Consider the following 14,427-nt stretch of genomic DNA (forward strand, 5'->3'; position numbering starts at 1 on the left):
GATCCGCGCGGCCATGTGTCGCGGAAAGCCTTGGCCCCCCGACGCCGCAAGATCAAGCCTTGCCTGCGTGATCGGACCCATCAGGACGGTTGATGCGCTGCCCGGGCCCCCGGGTCAGTCGCGCCGCGCCACCTCGTTGTTGATCGAGAACTGCGAGGCGGGGATCGAGCCCCCTCGCGCATCTCGCCCAGGATGACGGTGGTCTTCTGGCCGGTGTCGTCGGTCACGACCCACTGGCGCAGCTGCGTGGGGTTGGCCGTGAACACCATCTGGATGTTGCCGTATTGGGGGTTCTGCGGATCCTGCGCGGTCACCACGGTGGCGTTCTTGGCCTCGGTGTGGGCGGTGACCATGTTGGCCCGGCCCAGGTTCACGTTGGCGTCCAGGATGATCGACAGCGGCGTTTGCGACAGCGGGTATTGCTGCGGACCGCTGGATTTCGGGTCGAAGATCGCCACGGTCCCGCCGGACGCCAGAACCAGCGTGTCGTCGTTGTTGTATTCGAAGCGCACGCGCCCGGGGCGCTGGATATACACCGTCCCGGTCGAGATCGAGCCGTCGGGATTGACCTGGGTGAACTCGGATGTCGCCGTGGTCAGCCGGTTCAGATAGCGCGACAATTCGTTCAGCGGGATCTTCTCGGCCAGGGCCGGGACGGCCAGGGCAAGGACAAGGGCGGGTGCCAGGGCAAGCGATCTGATATTCATGCGCCGATCATATCCTTCCTGATGCCGGTTGCACATCACGTCTGGCGGATGCGCAGGCGGCGAACGCTCGCACGGATGTGAGGGTTCCTGCCAGAGAACCGTTGAACGGAACACATCGGGAACATATAGTCGGGGCATGGCACAGCGCACCCTTCAGCAAAAGCTGGCGATCCTGTCGGACGCGGCGAAATACGACGCCTCCTGCGCCAGCAGCGGGACCAGCCGGCGCGATCTCGCGTGCGGGCGGCATCGGCTCGGCGGGGGGTCCGGGATCTGCCACGCCTATACGCCGGACGGGCGCTGCATCAGCCTGCTGAAGATCCTGATGACGAACTTCTGCATCTATGACTGCGCCTACTGCATCAACCGCGTCAGCAGCAACGTCGAACGCGCCCGCTTTTCCCCCGAGGAGGTGGTCACCCTGACGCTGGAATTCTATCGGCGCAACATGATCGAGGGTCTGTTCCTGTCGTCGGGGATCATCCGCAGCCCGGACCAGACGATGGGCGACATGGTTCGGATCGCGCGGATGCTGCGCGTGGATCACGGCTTCAAGGGCTATATCCACCTCAAGACCATTCCCGACGCCTCGCCCGAACTGGTGGCCGAGGCCGGGCTTCACGCCGACCGCCTGTCGGTCAACATCGAGCTGCCGCAGGACGCAAGCCTGCGCGCCCTGGCCCCCGAGAAACGCCCCGAGACGATCCGCGCGGCGATGGCCGACGTGCGCCTGTCGCGCGAGGCGGCGCGGGAACGGACCCACACCGGGCGGCGTCCGCCGCGCTTCGCGCCCGCGGGCCAGTCCACGCAGATGATCGTGGGCGCGGACGCGGCGACGGATCGCGACATCCTGCGGACCGCGGCCAATCTCTATTCGGGCTATGACCTGAAGCGGGTCTATTATTCGGCCTTCAGCCCGATTCCCGATTCCTCGGCGGCGCTGCCGCTGATCAAGCCGCCCCTGATGCGCGAACACCGGCTGTATCAGGCTGACTGGCTGATGCGCTTCTATGGCTTCGACGCGGACGAGATCGGCGCCGCGCATCCTTCGGGCAACCTCGATCTGGCGATCGACCCCAAGCTGGCCTGGGCGCTTGCGAACCGGGGGCGGTTTCCCATGGACGTGGCCCGGGCACCGCGAGAGATGCTGCTGCGCGTCCCGGGCTTCGGCACCAGGACGGTGCAGCGGATCCTGGCCGCGCGGCGCAACGGGCCGCTGCGCTATGGCGACCTGCTGCGCATGGGCGCGGTCATGTCGAAGGCGCGGCCCTTCGTGACGCTGCCCGACTGGCATCCCGGCGCACTGACCGACAGCGCGTCGCTGCGCGCCCGCTTCGCCCCGCGGCCCGAACAGTTGCAGCTTCTGTGATCGGCGTCGATCTGCCCCGCTTCGGGCGGTTTCAGGCCTGGCGCGTCGCCGCACGGCAGCTTGCCTCGAACCGCGTCGCCCCGGCCGAGGCAAGCTGGGACGGCGCCGGCGGCCTGTTCGGGGCCGATCCGCTGCCGCCGGCGGGATCCCATCCGGTGACCGCCAGCAAGGACTTCCTGGACCTGGCCCGCACGGTCGCCAGCCATGCCGACCCCGGACGCTGGGCCCTGCTCTACACCGCGCTGATGCGCCTGCAGGACGACCGCCGCTTCATCGCCAACCCGGCCGATCCGCTGACCGACCGGCTGTCGCGCATGGCCAAGGCGGTGCGGCGCGACATCCACAAGATGCACGCCTTCGTGCGCTTCCACGAACTGCCCTCGGACGGCCCGCGCCGCGCCTTCGGCGCCTGGTTCGAACCCGACCACCCCATTCTCGAGACCGCGACGCCCTTCTTTGCAAGACGCTTCGCCGACATGGACTGGCTGATCGCCACGCCCGAGGGAACCGCCCGCTTCGACGGCAGCCTGCATTATGATCCCCCCGCGGATCGGCCGAACCTGCCGCAGGATGCCAGCCATGCGCTGTGGCAGACCTATTTCGCCAACATCTTCAACCCGGCCCGCATCAAGACCCAGGCCATGCGGTCCGAGATGCCGCGCAAGTACTGGAAGAACCTCCCCGAGACGGGTCTCATCCCCGACATGCTGGCCGACGCCCCCCGCCGCGTCCAGGCCATGCGCGAGGCCGGCGCATCCATCAGTGCCCCGGCCTTCGCCGCCCGCGTCACGGCGCGCGTCCGGCAGAACCCCGACGACCGCCCGCCCGAAACGCTTGCGGCCGCGCGCGAACAGGCGCTGCGCTGCACCCGCTGCGATCTCTGCCACGCCGCGACCCGGACCGTCTGGGGAGAGGGCGATCCCCTGGCGCCCCTGATGATCGTGGGCGAGGCGCCGGGCGATCACGAGGATCTGCAGGGCAGGCCCTTCGTCGGCCCGGCGGGGCAGTTGTTGCGGCAGGTGATGGCGGGGGCGGGGCTGGATCCGTCGCGGGCCTGGATGACCAATGCCGTCAAGCATTTCAAGTTCACCCCCCGCGGCAAGCGCCGCATCCACCAGACCCCCAACGCCGCCGAAACGGACCGCTGCCGCTGGTGGCTGGATCTGGAACGCGGCTTCGTCCGGCCCCGTCTGACGCTGGCCCTGGGCGCCACCGCCGCCGCCGCGCTGACCGGCGACCGCAGCCCGCTCACCCCGCGCCGGGGGCGGATCGAACGGGCGCGTGACGGCGGGGCGCTGCTGCCGACTTGGCATCCCAGCCTGATCCTGCGGCTGGAGGGCGAGCGGGCCGCCGAAGCGCGCCTGCAATTCGCGGCGGATCTGGCCCTGGCGGCCCGAATGATCGCCGCCTGACGGCCGTTCATTTTTGTCCAAGTACCCCGGGGGTCCCGAAGGGACGGGGGCAAGTCCCCCTACAGCGCCTGCCCCTTCAGCAGCCTCGGCATCGGATGGACCGCCAGCCCGGCTGCCTGGCGCATGAAGCCGCGCCGCAGGACCGGGACCGCGCTGACCAGTCCCATGCCGATCCCGCGCGCCGCCGACAGCAGCGGATTGTCGCTGCCGAACAGCCTGTTCACCCCGTCCATGCCCAGCGCCAGCAGGGTCGCGTCAAAGCGCCGCCAGCCCTGATAGCGTTCCAGGACCAAGGCCGATCCGATGTCCTCGCCGCGCCGGGCGGCCTCGACCAGCACCTCGGCCAGGGCTGCCACGTCGCGCAGGCCCAGGTTCAGCCCCTGCCCGGCGATGGGATGCACCCCATGCGCCGCATCCCCCACCAGGGCTACCCGCGCAGCCGCGTAGCGGTCGGCCAGCGACAGGCTGAGCGGATAGGTGAAGCGCGCCCCCGCCAGCGAGATCGCGCCCAGATAATCGCCAAAGCGCGGGCGCAGCACCTCGAGGAAGTCGGCGTCCGGCAGCCCGGCGATGGCGCGGGCATGGGCATGGCTCTCGGACCAGACCACGCTGCTGCGGTTGCCGGGCAGCGGCAGGATCGCCAGCGGCCCGGTGGCCATGAAATACTGCTGCGCGATGCCGTCATGGGGGCGGTCGTGCGCGATGGCCGCGACCAGTGCCGTCTGGCCATAGTCCCACCCCTGCCGGCGGATCCCCGCGCGGCGCGCCACGCCCGATCCGCGCCCGTCGGCACCCACCAGCAGCCGCGCACGGATGCGGCGTCCGTCCGACAGCACCGCCTCGACGCCGCTTTCCTTGGCCTGATGATCGGCGACCGACAGGCCCGGCATGTGCTGCACCCGCCCCCCATCGCCGCCAGAAGCGCGCGATACAGGAACCGGTCCTCGAGCATGTAGCCCACCGGGCCTTCCTCAATCTCGGCGCTGTCGAAATGCAGGAAGAACCGCCCGGCCCCTTCGCCCGGCCGCCCCTGCGAGGCCTTGACCTGCCGGATCGGCTGGCTGTCCCCGGCCAGCCCGTCCCACAGCCCCAGCGCCTTCAGCAACCGCTGCGAGGCCACCGCCAGCGCGTAGGCCCGGCCGTCGAAGTTGTCGCCCGCCCGCGCATCCGCCGGGCGCGGATCGACCACCGCCACGCGCAGCCCGGCCTGCGCCAGGGCCAGGGCCAGGGCCGGGCCGTTCAGCCCGCCGCCGGCGATCAGGACATCCACATCACTCATGGCCGCGATCATGCACGGGGGCGGCGGGAAGTCCATGCGGCGATCCGCCCCCGCCCGTCTCGGCCGCCAGGATCGCGGCCAGTCCGCTGCGGTAATCGGGATAAAGCAGCCTCACGCCCAGATCCTCCTTGATGCGCCGGTTCGAGACGCGCTTGTTGTCGTCATAGAAGGACCGCGCCATCGGCGTCATCCGGGCCTCCTCGAAGGCAACCTCGGGCGGGGGCGGCAGGCCCAGCAGGTCGGCCGCATGGGCCAGCACGTCCTGCGGCGGCGCCGGGTCGTCGTCGCACAGGTTGTAGGCGGTGCCGGGCGCGGGCCGGTCGATCGAGGCGAGAAGCACCCGGGCCACGTCCTCGGCATGGATGCGCGAAAAGACCTGCCCCGGCTTGACGATCCGCCGGGCGGTGCCGTTGCGCACCTTCTCGAAGGGGCCGCGGCCCGGGCCATAGATGCCCGCCAGGCGGAAGATGTGCAAGGCAAGCCCGGCCCGGCCCGCCAGATCGCGCCAGTCGCGCTCGGCCCGGATGCGGGCCTGGCCGCGCGGGCCGGTCGCGTCCAGCGCACTGTCCTCGGTAACCCAGCCGCCGCCGCGGTCTCCATAGACCCCGGTGGTCGAGAGATAGCCCAGCCAGCGCGGCCGCGCCTGCGCCAGCCGGTCGGCGAATCCGGCCAGCACCGGATCGCCCTGCGGGCCGGGGGCGGCCGACACCAGGATCGCATCCGCCGCGCCGATCTCGTCGCGCAGGCGGTCCTCCTCGCCCGGCCACAGGACCGGCTCGGCCCCCGCCCGGGCGACGCGCCCGGGATCGCCGCGCGTGGTGCCCAGGACCCGCCAGCCCCGCGCCCGCAGCAGCGGCGTAAGGAAGCCTGCGCAATAGCCGTGACCGAAAACCAGCATCTTCATGACGGCAGCGTAACGGCCCCGCCCGCCGGGCGCCAGACGCTTGCCTGCGGCAGGCCGGACTGGCAGGGTCGATGCGAACGCAAGGACAAGACCAATGGACACCGATCCCCGCTATCTTCCGGTTGACACGCCCCCGGCGCCCGAGCGCCAGCAGTTCACCGATGCCGCCGAGGCCGTGGCCCATCTGCAGGCGCTTTACGCGCAGGCCACGGGCTTCCTGCTGGACCGCTTCACCCGGGCGCTGAACGGCGAAAGGCCCGTGGCGCGCTATCGGGCCTATTACCCGGAACTGCGCCTGACGGTGACCTCGCATCCCTCTGTGGATTCCCGGCTGTCCTTCGGTCATGTCGTCTCGCCGGGAAGCTATTCGGCCACCGTCACGCGCCCCGACCTGTTCGCCAACTACCTGCGCGAACAGATCGGGCTTCTGATGCGCAACCACCGCGTCCCCGTGACCGTGGGCGTCAGCGAGACGCCGATGCCGGTCCATTTTGCCGTGGCCCATCAAAGCGATCTTGCCATCCCGCAAGAGGGGGTGCTGGACTTCTCGCTTCGCGACGTGTTCGACGTCCCGGATCTCAACACCATGAACGACGACATCGTGAACGGGATCGCCGGCCCGATGCCCGACGGCTCGCAGCACCTGGCGGCCTTCACGGCGCAGCGGATCGACTATTCGCTGGCGCGCCTGCAGCACTATACCGCGACCGCGGCCGAGCATTTCCAGAACTTCATCCTGTTCACCAACTACCAGTTCTACGTGGACGAGTTCGAGGCCTTCGCCCGCCGCGTGCTGGGCGACCCCGCGCTGGGCTATGACAGCTTCGTGGCGCCCGGCAACCAGCAGATCACCGATCCGCAGGGCCCCGTGGCCACCCTCTCCAAGCTGCCGCAGATGCCGGCCTATCACCTCAAGCGCGCGAACGGCCAGGGGATCACGCTGGTCAACATCGGCGTCGGCCCGTCGAACGCCAAGACGGCCACCGACCATATCGCCGTCCTGCGCCCCCATGCCTGGCTGATGGTCGGTCATTGCGCCGGGCTGCGCAACAGCCAGCGGCTGGGCGATTTCGTGCTGGCCCATGCTTATCTGCGCGAGGATCACGTCCTCGACGCCGACCTGCCGGTCTGGGTCCCGCTGCCCACCCTGTCCGAGGTGCAGGTGGCCCTGCAGGAAGCGGTGGCCGAGGTCACGCGCCTCGAGGGCTACGAGCTGAAGCGCATCATGCGCACCGGAACCGTCGCCACCATCGACAACCGCAACTGGGAACTGCGCGACACGCCGATCCACCGGCTGTCGCTGGCCCGGGCCGTCGCGCTGGACATGGAAAGCGCCACCATCGCCGCCAACGGCTTCCGGTTCCGGGTGCCTTACGGCACGCTGCTGTGCGTCAGCGACAAGCCGCTGCACGGCGAACTGAAGCTGCCGGGCATGGCCACCGACTTCTATCGCACGCAGGTCGCCAACCACCTGCTGATCGGCATCCGCGCCATGGAAAAGCTGCGCGAGATGCCCCTGGAACGGATCCATTCGCGCAAACTGCGTTCTTTCCACGAGTCGGCGTTCCTGTGATCTTGCGCCAACCACACAGCCTCTGCCCCCTTTCGCAGGAAGCGGCGAAAAACGCTTGATCTGTTGGGCAAAACCGTGTGTAGCAGGCGATATGCCGCAAAAGGCGCTATTCGCAGCCCCCGCAGAACCGGGCAAGAGGAGACAGATTCATGGCTACGCCATCCGCGAAACCGATGACCAAGACCCAGCTTGTCGCCACGCTGGCCGAAGAGATGGGTTCGGACAAGAAGTCGGCCTCGGCCGCCCTGGACGCAATCGCGGCCGTCGTCGCCCGTGAAGTCGCCGCCGGCGGCTCGGTCACCATCCCCGGCATCGGCAAGATCGCCTGCCGCGCCCGCCCTGAACGCCAGGTCCGCAACCCGCAGACGCAGGAAATGATGACCAAGCCGGCCGACAAGCAGGTGAAGGTGACGGTCGCCAAGTCGCTGAAGGACAGCGTGAACAGCTGATCGTTCCGCATCGCCGGATGACGGGATGCCCGGATGACGGGGCCGTGCCGCAGGGCGCGGCCTTCTTGCGTTTTGACCTTCCTGCGCCATCCCGTCTCTGCTAGCCCTGCTGCATCATCTGCAAGCGGGGCCGGGATGGACATACGTGCAATCCTCATGGGAGTGGTCTTCGCGGTGATGTGGGCCTCGGCCTTCACCTCGACGCGGATGATCGTGACCGAGGCGCCGCCGCTGTTCGCCCTGGCCCTGCGATTCCTGCTGTCGGGGGCGATCGGCGTCGTCATCGCGCTGCTGATGGGCGAGACCGCCCGGACGCTGACGCGCGCGCAATGGCGGGCCGTGGTGATCCTGGGGCTGTGCCAGAACGCGCTCTATCTGGGGCTGAACTGGGTGGCGATGCAGTGGATCGAGGCGGGCCTGGCCTCGATCATCGCGGCGACCATGCCGCTGATTGTGGCGCTGCTGGGCTGGACCCTGATGGGCGAAAGGCTGCGGCCCCTGGGCATCCTGGGGCTGGCGCTGGGGCTGGCGGGCGTCGCGATCATCATGGGCGCGCGGCTGCAGGGCGGGGGCAGCGACCCGGTGGGGATCGTGATGTGCTTCGCGGCCGCCCTGGCGCTGGCCATCGCCACGCTGACGGTGCGCGGGGCCAGTTCGGGCGGCAACGTGATGATGATCGTCGGCCTGCAGATGCTGGTCGGATCCGGGACGCTGTGGATCGTGGCGCCGCTGTTCGAGGATCTGGGCGCGGATCTTCATCCGCGGATGGTCTGGGCCTTTCTCTACACGGTGATCGTGCCCGGCCTGCTGGCGACCTGGATCTGGTTCAAGCTGGTGGGCCGGATCGGCGCGGTGCGCGCGGCGACCTTCCATTTCCTGACCCCCTTCTTCGGCGTGGCGGCGGGCGCCCTGGTGCTTGACGAGGATCTGGCGGCGGGGGACGTGATCGGCGTCGGCGTCATCATGGCCGGCATCCTGGCGGTGCAACTGTCCAAGGCTCCGGCGCCGGTGGTGCCCGTCAGGCGCCCGCCTCCGGCCTGAGCCCGGGCGCGGGCCGCGACGGGAACCAGGCATCGGCTGTGCCATTGATCTTCATGGAATGTTCACCATCTTGGACCCATGCGCGCCGATCAGATCCTGCACCCCACGCCGGCCGGTCTTTACTGCCCCCCCGGTGACTTCCACATCGACCCGATCCGTCCGGTGCCCCGCGCGCTGATCACCCACGGTCATGGCGACCACGCCCGGTCGGGCCACGGCGCCGTCCTGGCGACCCGCCAGACGCTGGAGATCATGGCGATCCGCTATGGCGAGGATTTCGCCGGCCAGCGGCAGGCGGCCGATGGCCCCCTCCGCGTCGGCGCCACCACCGTCAGCTTCCATCCGGCGGGCCATATCCTGGGATCGGCGCAGATCGCCGTGCAGCCCGATCACGGCCCGAAGATCGTCGTCTCGGGCGATTACTGCCGCCACCCGAACCCGGTCAGCGCGCCCTGGGAGCCCGTCCCCTGCGACATCTTCGTGACCGAGGCCACCTTCGGCCTGCCGGTGTTCCGCCACCCCGACCCGGCCGGTGAGATGACCCGCCTGCTGGCCAGCATGGCGGAATTTCCCGAACGCCCCCACCTGATCGGCGCCTATGCCCTGGGCAAGGCGCAGCGGCTGATCATGCTGGCCCGCGCGGCGGGGATCGACGGACCCATCGCCATTCACGGCGCCCTGCAGCGGTTGTGCGACTACCACGTCGAACAGGGCATCGACCTGGGCCCGCTGGTCCCCGCCACCGCGAAACAGGTCGATGCGCAACTGGTGATCGCGCCGCCATCCGCCTTCGCCTCGGCCTGGGTGCAGCGGTTCCGCGATCCGGTGATCGGCTTCGCCTCGGGCTGGATGGCCGTCCGGGCGCGGGCCCGGCAGCGCGGCGTGGAACTGCCCCTGGTCATCAGCGACCATGTGGACTGGCCGCAGGTCACGCAGACCATCGCCGAACTGGCCCCCGAGGAGGTCTGGATCACCCACGGCGCCGAGGATGGGCTGATGCGCTGGTGCGAATTGCAGGGCGTGCCGGCCCGCCCGCTGCGGCTGATCGGCTACGAGGACGAGCCGGAATGAAGGCTTTCGCCACCCTGCTGGAGCGTCTGGCCTTCACGCCCGCGCGCAACGCCAAGCTGCGCATTCTGCGCCATTACCTGCAATCCACCCCCGACCCCGACCGCGGCTTCGCCCTGGCCGCGCTGACCGGCGATCTGAAGCTGCGCACCGTCACCCCGGGCCTGCTGCGCGGGTTGATGGTGGAACGCGTGGACGAACGGCTTTTCGCACTGTCCTATGACTTCGTGGGCGATCTGGCCGAAACCATCGCGCTGCTGTGGGACAGCGGCGGGAACGAGGACGTGCCCCTGCATCAGGCGGTGGCGCTGCTGTCGGACACCGGCAAGGCCGCCTTGCCCGCCGCCATCGCCGGGATGCTGGACCGGCTTGGCCCGTCGCAGCGGCTGGCCTTCCTGAAGCTGGCGACCGGCAACATGCGCGTCGGCCTGTCGGCCCGCATGGCGCGCATGGCCCTGGCCGAGATGGGCGAGCCCGACCTGGCCCGGATCGAGGAGATCTGGCACGGGCTGACGCCCCCTATCGGCCGCTGTTCGACTGGATCGCCGGCGGCCCGCGCCCCGAACGGGCCGCCCGCGCCCCCTTCCGCCCGGTGATGCTGTCCACCCCCGTCGATCTGGACCAGCTTCGCACCTTCGATCCCGCCGACTACGTCGCCGAATGGAAATGGGACGGCATCCGCGTGCAGGCCATCAACGACGGCGGCGTGCGCAGGCTCTATTCCCGCACCGGCGAGGACATCAGCGCCAGCTTTCCCGACCTGATCGAGTCGCTGAACTTCGAGGGCGTCGTGGACGGCGAATTGCTGGTCCGCCGGGGCGAGGATGTGGCGGTCTTCGCCGACCTTCAGAAGCGCCTGGGCCGCAAGCAGGTGGGGCGGGGGATGCTGGACAGCCACCCTGCCGGGCTGCGCGCCTATGACCTGCTGATCTGGCAGGGCCGCGATCTTCGGGACCTGCCGCTGTCGGACCGCCGCGCGGTGCTGGAAGGCGCCGATTTCGGCAGCGACCGGATCGACCTGTCGCCGCTGCTGGATTTCGGCTCGTGGGAAGAACTGGCCGCCCTGCGCGCCGATCCCCCGGCTGCCGTGATCGAGGGGGTGATGATCAAGCGCCGCGATTCCGCCTATGTCGGCGGCCGCCCGCGCGGACCGTGGTTCAAGTGGAAGCGCGATCCGCATGTGGTCGATGCGGTGCTGCTTTACGCGCAGCGCGGGCATGGCAAGCGGTCGGGCTTCTACAGCGACTTCACCTTCGGGCTGTGGGACGCGGACCAGCTTGTGCCGGTCGGCAAGGCCTATTTCGGCTTTACCGACGAGGAACTGCGCGAACTGGACCGCTTCGTCAGGAACAACACCATCGAACGCTTCGGCCCGGTCCGGTCGGTGGCGCCGAAACTGGTGCTGGAGGTCGCCTTCGAGGGGCTGAACGCATCCGGCCGGCACAAGTCGGGCGTGGCCATGCGCTTTCCCCGCATCAGCCGGATCCGCTGGGACAAGCCGGTGTCCGAGGCCGACCACCTGTCCACCCTGAAGGCGATGATCCCGTGACCTTGCCGCCCGCGTTCCAGGACTGGTTCGCCCGCCAGGGCTGGCAGCCGCATCCGCATCAGCTTGACCTGCTGGCGGCGCGGGGCGACACGCTGCTGATCGCGCCCACCGGGGGCGGCAAGACGCTGGCGGGCTTCCTGCCGTCGCTGGTTGACCTTCAGGACGGCCACAAGGGGCTGCACACGCTTTACGTCTCGCCGCTGAAGGCGCTAACGGCGGACATCGCCCGCAACCTGGCGCGGCCGGTGGCGGACCTGAACCTGCCCGTCCGGGTCGAGGATCGGACCGGCGACACCCGTGCCTCGCAGCGTGCGCGGCAAAGGGTCGATCCGCCGCAGATCCTGCTGACCACGCCGGAGTCGCTGGCCTTGATGCTGTCCTATGAACAGGCCCCGCAGATCTTCGGCAGCCTGCGGCGCGTGGTCCTGGACGAACTGCACGCGCTGGCGGAAAACAAGCGCGGCGATCAGCTGATGCTGTGTCTGGCGCGGTTGCGGACCCTGGCGCCGGGCCTGGTCGCCACCGGCCTGTCGGCCACGGTCGAGGATCCGGGCGCCTTGGCCGACTTCATGGGCGGCGCGGCGATCATCCGTGCCGATCCCGGTCCCGAACCCGACATCGCCATGCTGGCCACCGCCCGCCCCGCCCCCTGGTCGGGCGGCGGCGGCCATTACGCCATCCCCGAGGTTCTGGCCGAGATCCGCCAGGCCCGCACCACCATCATCTTCATCAACACCCGCGCCCAGGCGGAACTGTTCTTCCAGGCGCTGTGGGCCGCAAACGACGACAACCTGCCCATCGGCCTGCACCACGGAAGCCTGGCGCGCGAGGCCCGCCAGCGGGTCGAAGCCGCGATGGCCGCGGGCGAACTGCGCGCCGTGGTGGCGACCGGCAGCCTGGATCTGGGCATCGACTGGGGCGCGGTCGATCTGGTCATCCAAGTCGGCGCGCCCAAGAACGTCAAGCGGCTGGTCCAGCGGATCGGCCGCGCCAATCACCGCTACAACGCGCCCTCTCGCGCGCGCATCGTGCCCGCCAACCGCTTCGAGGTGGTCGAATGCATCGCCGCGCTGGAAGCCGTCCATGAACACGACCTGGACGGCGATCCGCGCGGTCCCGGGCCGCTGGACGTGCTGTGCCAGCACATCCTGCTGACCGCCTGCGCCGGACCCTTCGACGCCGACGCCCTGTTTGCCGAACTGCGCAGCGCCGGCCCCTATCGCGGCCTGACCCGCGCGCAGTTCGACGACTGCCTGGATTTCGCGGCGACCGGGGGATACGCGCTGCGGGCCTATGACCGCTGGCAGCGGCTGATGCTGAAGGACGGCCTGTGGCGGCTGCGCGACCCCCGCGCGGCCCGCGACCTGCGCATGAACGTGGGCACCATCGTCGAGGCCGAGATGCTGAAGGTCCGCTTCCGCCGCGGCGGCGGCCTGCTGGGCGAGGTCGAGGAGGGATTCGCCGCGACCCTGGTGCCCGGCGACACCTTCCTGATCGGCGGGCAGACGGTGCGATACGACGCCCTGCGCGAGATGGTGGTCGAGGTGACGAAGCAGCCCACCCGGCAGCCGCGCATCGCGCTGTATTCGGGGATGAAGCTGGCGACCTCGACGCAGCTTTCCCATCGCGTGCAGGCGCTGATCGGCGACCCGTCCCGCCACTGGGTGCTGCCCCCCGACACCGCCGACTGGCTGCGGCTGCAAGCCCAGATCAGCACCCTGCCGCAGCCGGGCGTGCTGCTGAGCGAGAGCTTCCCCTTCCAGGGCAAGTGGCACTTCGCGCTTTACGGGTTCGCGGGGCGCAACGCCTTGCAGACGCTGGGGCTGCTGATGACCAGGACGATGGAGGAAGCGGGCCTTGGCCCCCTGGGCTTCATCGCCACGGATTATGCCCTGCTGATCTGGTCGCTGGATCCGGTCGCCGATCCCGCGCCGCTGCTGGACCGCAAGGCGCTGCGCGCGGGGCTGGGCGACTGGCTGGCGGGCAACGCGGTGATGAAGCGGACCTTCCGCAACGTCGCCGTGATCTCGGGGCTGATCCAGCGGAACATGCCGGGGCAGCGCAAGTCGGGCAAGCAGGCCACCTTTTCCAGCGACATCCTTTACGATACCCTGCGCCGCTACGACCCCGACCACCTGCTGCTGCGCATCACCGCGGACGAGGCGCGGCGGGGTCTTGTCGATTTCGACCGGATCGAGGAGATGCTGGACCATTCCCCCCGTCTTGACCACCACATGACCGGCCGCGTGACGCCGCTGGCCGCGCCGCTGCTTCTGGAATACGGCCGCGTCCCGATCGCCGGGGCCGGTCGCGAACGCATGGCCGAGGCCGAGGCCGCGGCCCTGATGGCCGAGGCGGGGCTGGCGTGACCTACGCCTTCGACTTTGCCGGCCAGGCGCTGCAGGCGCGGCCCTCGGGCGCGCTGTACTGGCCCGACCGCCGCTGGCTGATCGTGGCCGACCTGCACCTGGGCAAGTCCGAACGCATGGCGCGGCGCGGCGGGCCGCTGCTGCCGCCCTACGAGGTGCTGGCGACGCTGGACCGGCTGGAGGCCGAGATCGCGGCCACCGATCCCGCCTGCGTGGTCAGCCTGGGCGACGGCTTCGACGACGATGCCGCGGCGCTTGCCCTGCCCGACATGCTGTGCGATCGGCTGCGCGGCATGGCCTGGAACCGCGGCTGGATCTGGGTCAGCGGCAACCACGACCCCTCGCCGGGCTGCCCGCGCCTGCCCGGCAGCGCCGCGGCGGAACTGGCCCAGGGGCTGGTGCTGCGCCACCAGGCGGGGCAGGGGCCGGACGTGTCGGGCCATTTCCATCCCTGCCTGCGGCTGGCAAGGGAACGCCGGCGCTGCTTTCTGGTGGGGCGCGATCACCTGATCCTGCCGGCCTTCGGCGCCTATACCGGCGGTCTTGCCATCGACGACCCGGTTCTGGCGCGGCTTGTGCCGCAGGGCTTGGCCATCGCCTGCGGCGCCCGCGCGATCCCCGTGCCGGTGGGCCACCCGTCGCGCAACGGCCCGTCCCGCCGGCGGGCCTGACGGCCTCGCCGGCAAGACCGGCCGCCAAGGGGGCGC

Annotated in this window: 9 protein-coding genes and 3 pseudogenes; 9 read left to right on the forward strand and 3 right to left on the reverse strand. The window is 70.1% G+C overall.

What is annotated here, in order from left to right:
* Nucleotides 1-114: 114 nt before the first annotated feature.
* Nucleotides 115-707: pseudogene (locus ACZ1HC_RS06225) on the reverse strand (LolA family protein).
* Nucleotides 708-843: 136 nt separating this feature from the next.
* On the opposite strand from ACZ1HC_RS06225, the gene ACZ1HC_RS06230 reads away from it, so the two are divergent.
* Together ACZ1HC_RS06230 and ACZ1HC_RS06235 are read left to right on the forward strand one after the other, a co-directional pair.
* Nucleotides 844-2,076: a putative DNA modification/repair radical SAM protein gene (locus ACZ1HC_RS06230; RefSeq protein ID WP_472699208.1), complete on the forward strand. Its 1,233-nt coding sequence runs from the start codon at nt 844-846 to the stop codon at nt 2,074-2,076.
* Nucleotides 2,073-3,488, forward strand: a complete 1,416-nt coding sequence (locus ACZ1HC_RS06235; RefSeq protein ID WP_472699209.1) for a UdgX family uracil-DNA binding protein — start codon at nt 2,073-2,075, stop codon at nt 3,486-3,488. Before ACZ1HC_RS06230 ends, ACZ1HC_RS06235 begins: the two co-directional genes overlap by 4 nt.
* A 59-nt stretch (nt 3,489-3,547) precedes the next feature.
* Here ACZ1HC_RS06235 and ACZ1HC_RS06240 read toward each other — a convergent pair.
* Together ACZ1HC_RS06240 and ACZ1HC_RS06245 are read right to left on the reverse strand one after the other, a co-directional pair.
* Nucleotides 3,548-4,803, reverse strand: a pseudogene (locus ACZ1HC_RS06240) (UbiH/UbiF/VisC/COQ6 family ubiquinone biosynthesis hydroxylase).
* Nucleotides 4,760-5,671, reverse strand: a complete 912-nt coding sequence (locus ACZ1HC_RS06245; protein ID WP_472699210.1) for an SDR family oxidoreductase — start codon at nt 5,669-5,671, stop codon at nt 4,760-4,762. The pseudogene ACZ1HC_RS06240 and the gene ACZ1HC_RS06245 overlap by 44 nt, the downstream one beginning before the upstream one ends.
* Before the next feature lie 94 nt (nt 5,672-5,765).
* On the opposite strand from ACZ1HC_RS06245, the gene ACZ1HC_RS06250 reads away from it, so the two are divergent.
* From ACZ1HC_RS06250 to pdeM, 7 genes and pseudogenes are all read left to right on the forward strand, one after another.
* Nucleotides 5,766-7,244, forward strand: coding sequence for an AMP nucleosidase (locus ACZ1HC_RS06250; RefSeq protein ID WP_472699211.1), 1,479 nt, complete (start codon nt 5,766-5,768; stop codon nt 7,242-7,244).
* A 149-nt stretch (nt 7,245-7,393) separates the two neighbouring features.
* Entirely contained in the window at nt 7,394-7,693 is a 300-nt protein-coding gene (locus ACZ1HC_RS06255) for an HU family DNA-binding protein (RefSeq protein ID WP_472699212.1), read from the forward strand.
* 135 nt (nt 7,694-7,828) lie between these two features.
* Complete coding sequence (locus tag ACZ1HC_RS06260) at nt 7,829-8,734, forward strand: DMT family transporter (protein WP_472699213.1); 906 nt, start codon at nt 7,829-7,831, stop codon at nt 8,732-8,734.
* 78 nt (nt 8,735-8,812) lie between these two features.
* Nucleotides 8,813-9,805 (forward strand): ligase-associated DNA damage response exonuclease, encoded by a 993-nt coding sequence (locus ACZ1HC_RS06265; RefSeq protein WP_472699214.1) that lies wholly within the window; start codon nt 8,813-8,815, stop codon nt 9,803-9,805.
* Nucleotides 9,802-11,351: pseudogene (locus tag ACZ1HC_RS06270) on the forward strand (cisplatin damage response ATP-dependent DNA ligase). The gene ACZ1HC_RS06265 and the pseudogene ACZ1HC_RS06270 overlap by 4 nt, the downstream one beginning before the upstream one ends.
* Nucleotides 11,348-13,720, forward strand: a complete 2,373-nt coding sequence (locus ACZ1HC_RS06275) for a ligase-associated DNA damage response DEXH box helicase (protein ID WP_472699215.1) — start codon at nt 11,348-11,350, stop codon at nt 13,718-13,720. The pseudogene ACZ1HC_RS06270 and the gene ACZ1HC_RS06275 overlap by 4 nt, the downstream one beginning before the upstream one ends.
* Nucleotides 13,717-14,391 carry a ligase-associated DNA damage response endonuclease PdeM gene (gene pdeM, locus ACZ1HC_RS06280; protein WP_472699216.1) on the forward strand — a complete coding sequence of 225 codons (675 nt, stop codon included), beginning with the start codon at nt 13,717-13,719 and terminating at the stop codon, nt 14,389-14,391. The genes ACZ1HC_RS06275 and pdeM overlap by 4 nt, the downstream gene beginning before the upstream one ends.
* The last annotated feature ends 36 nt before the right edge of the window (nt 14,392-14,427 follow it).

It is taken from the genome of Paracoccus sp. BR5-17 (assembly GCF_055693925.1).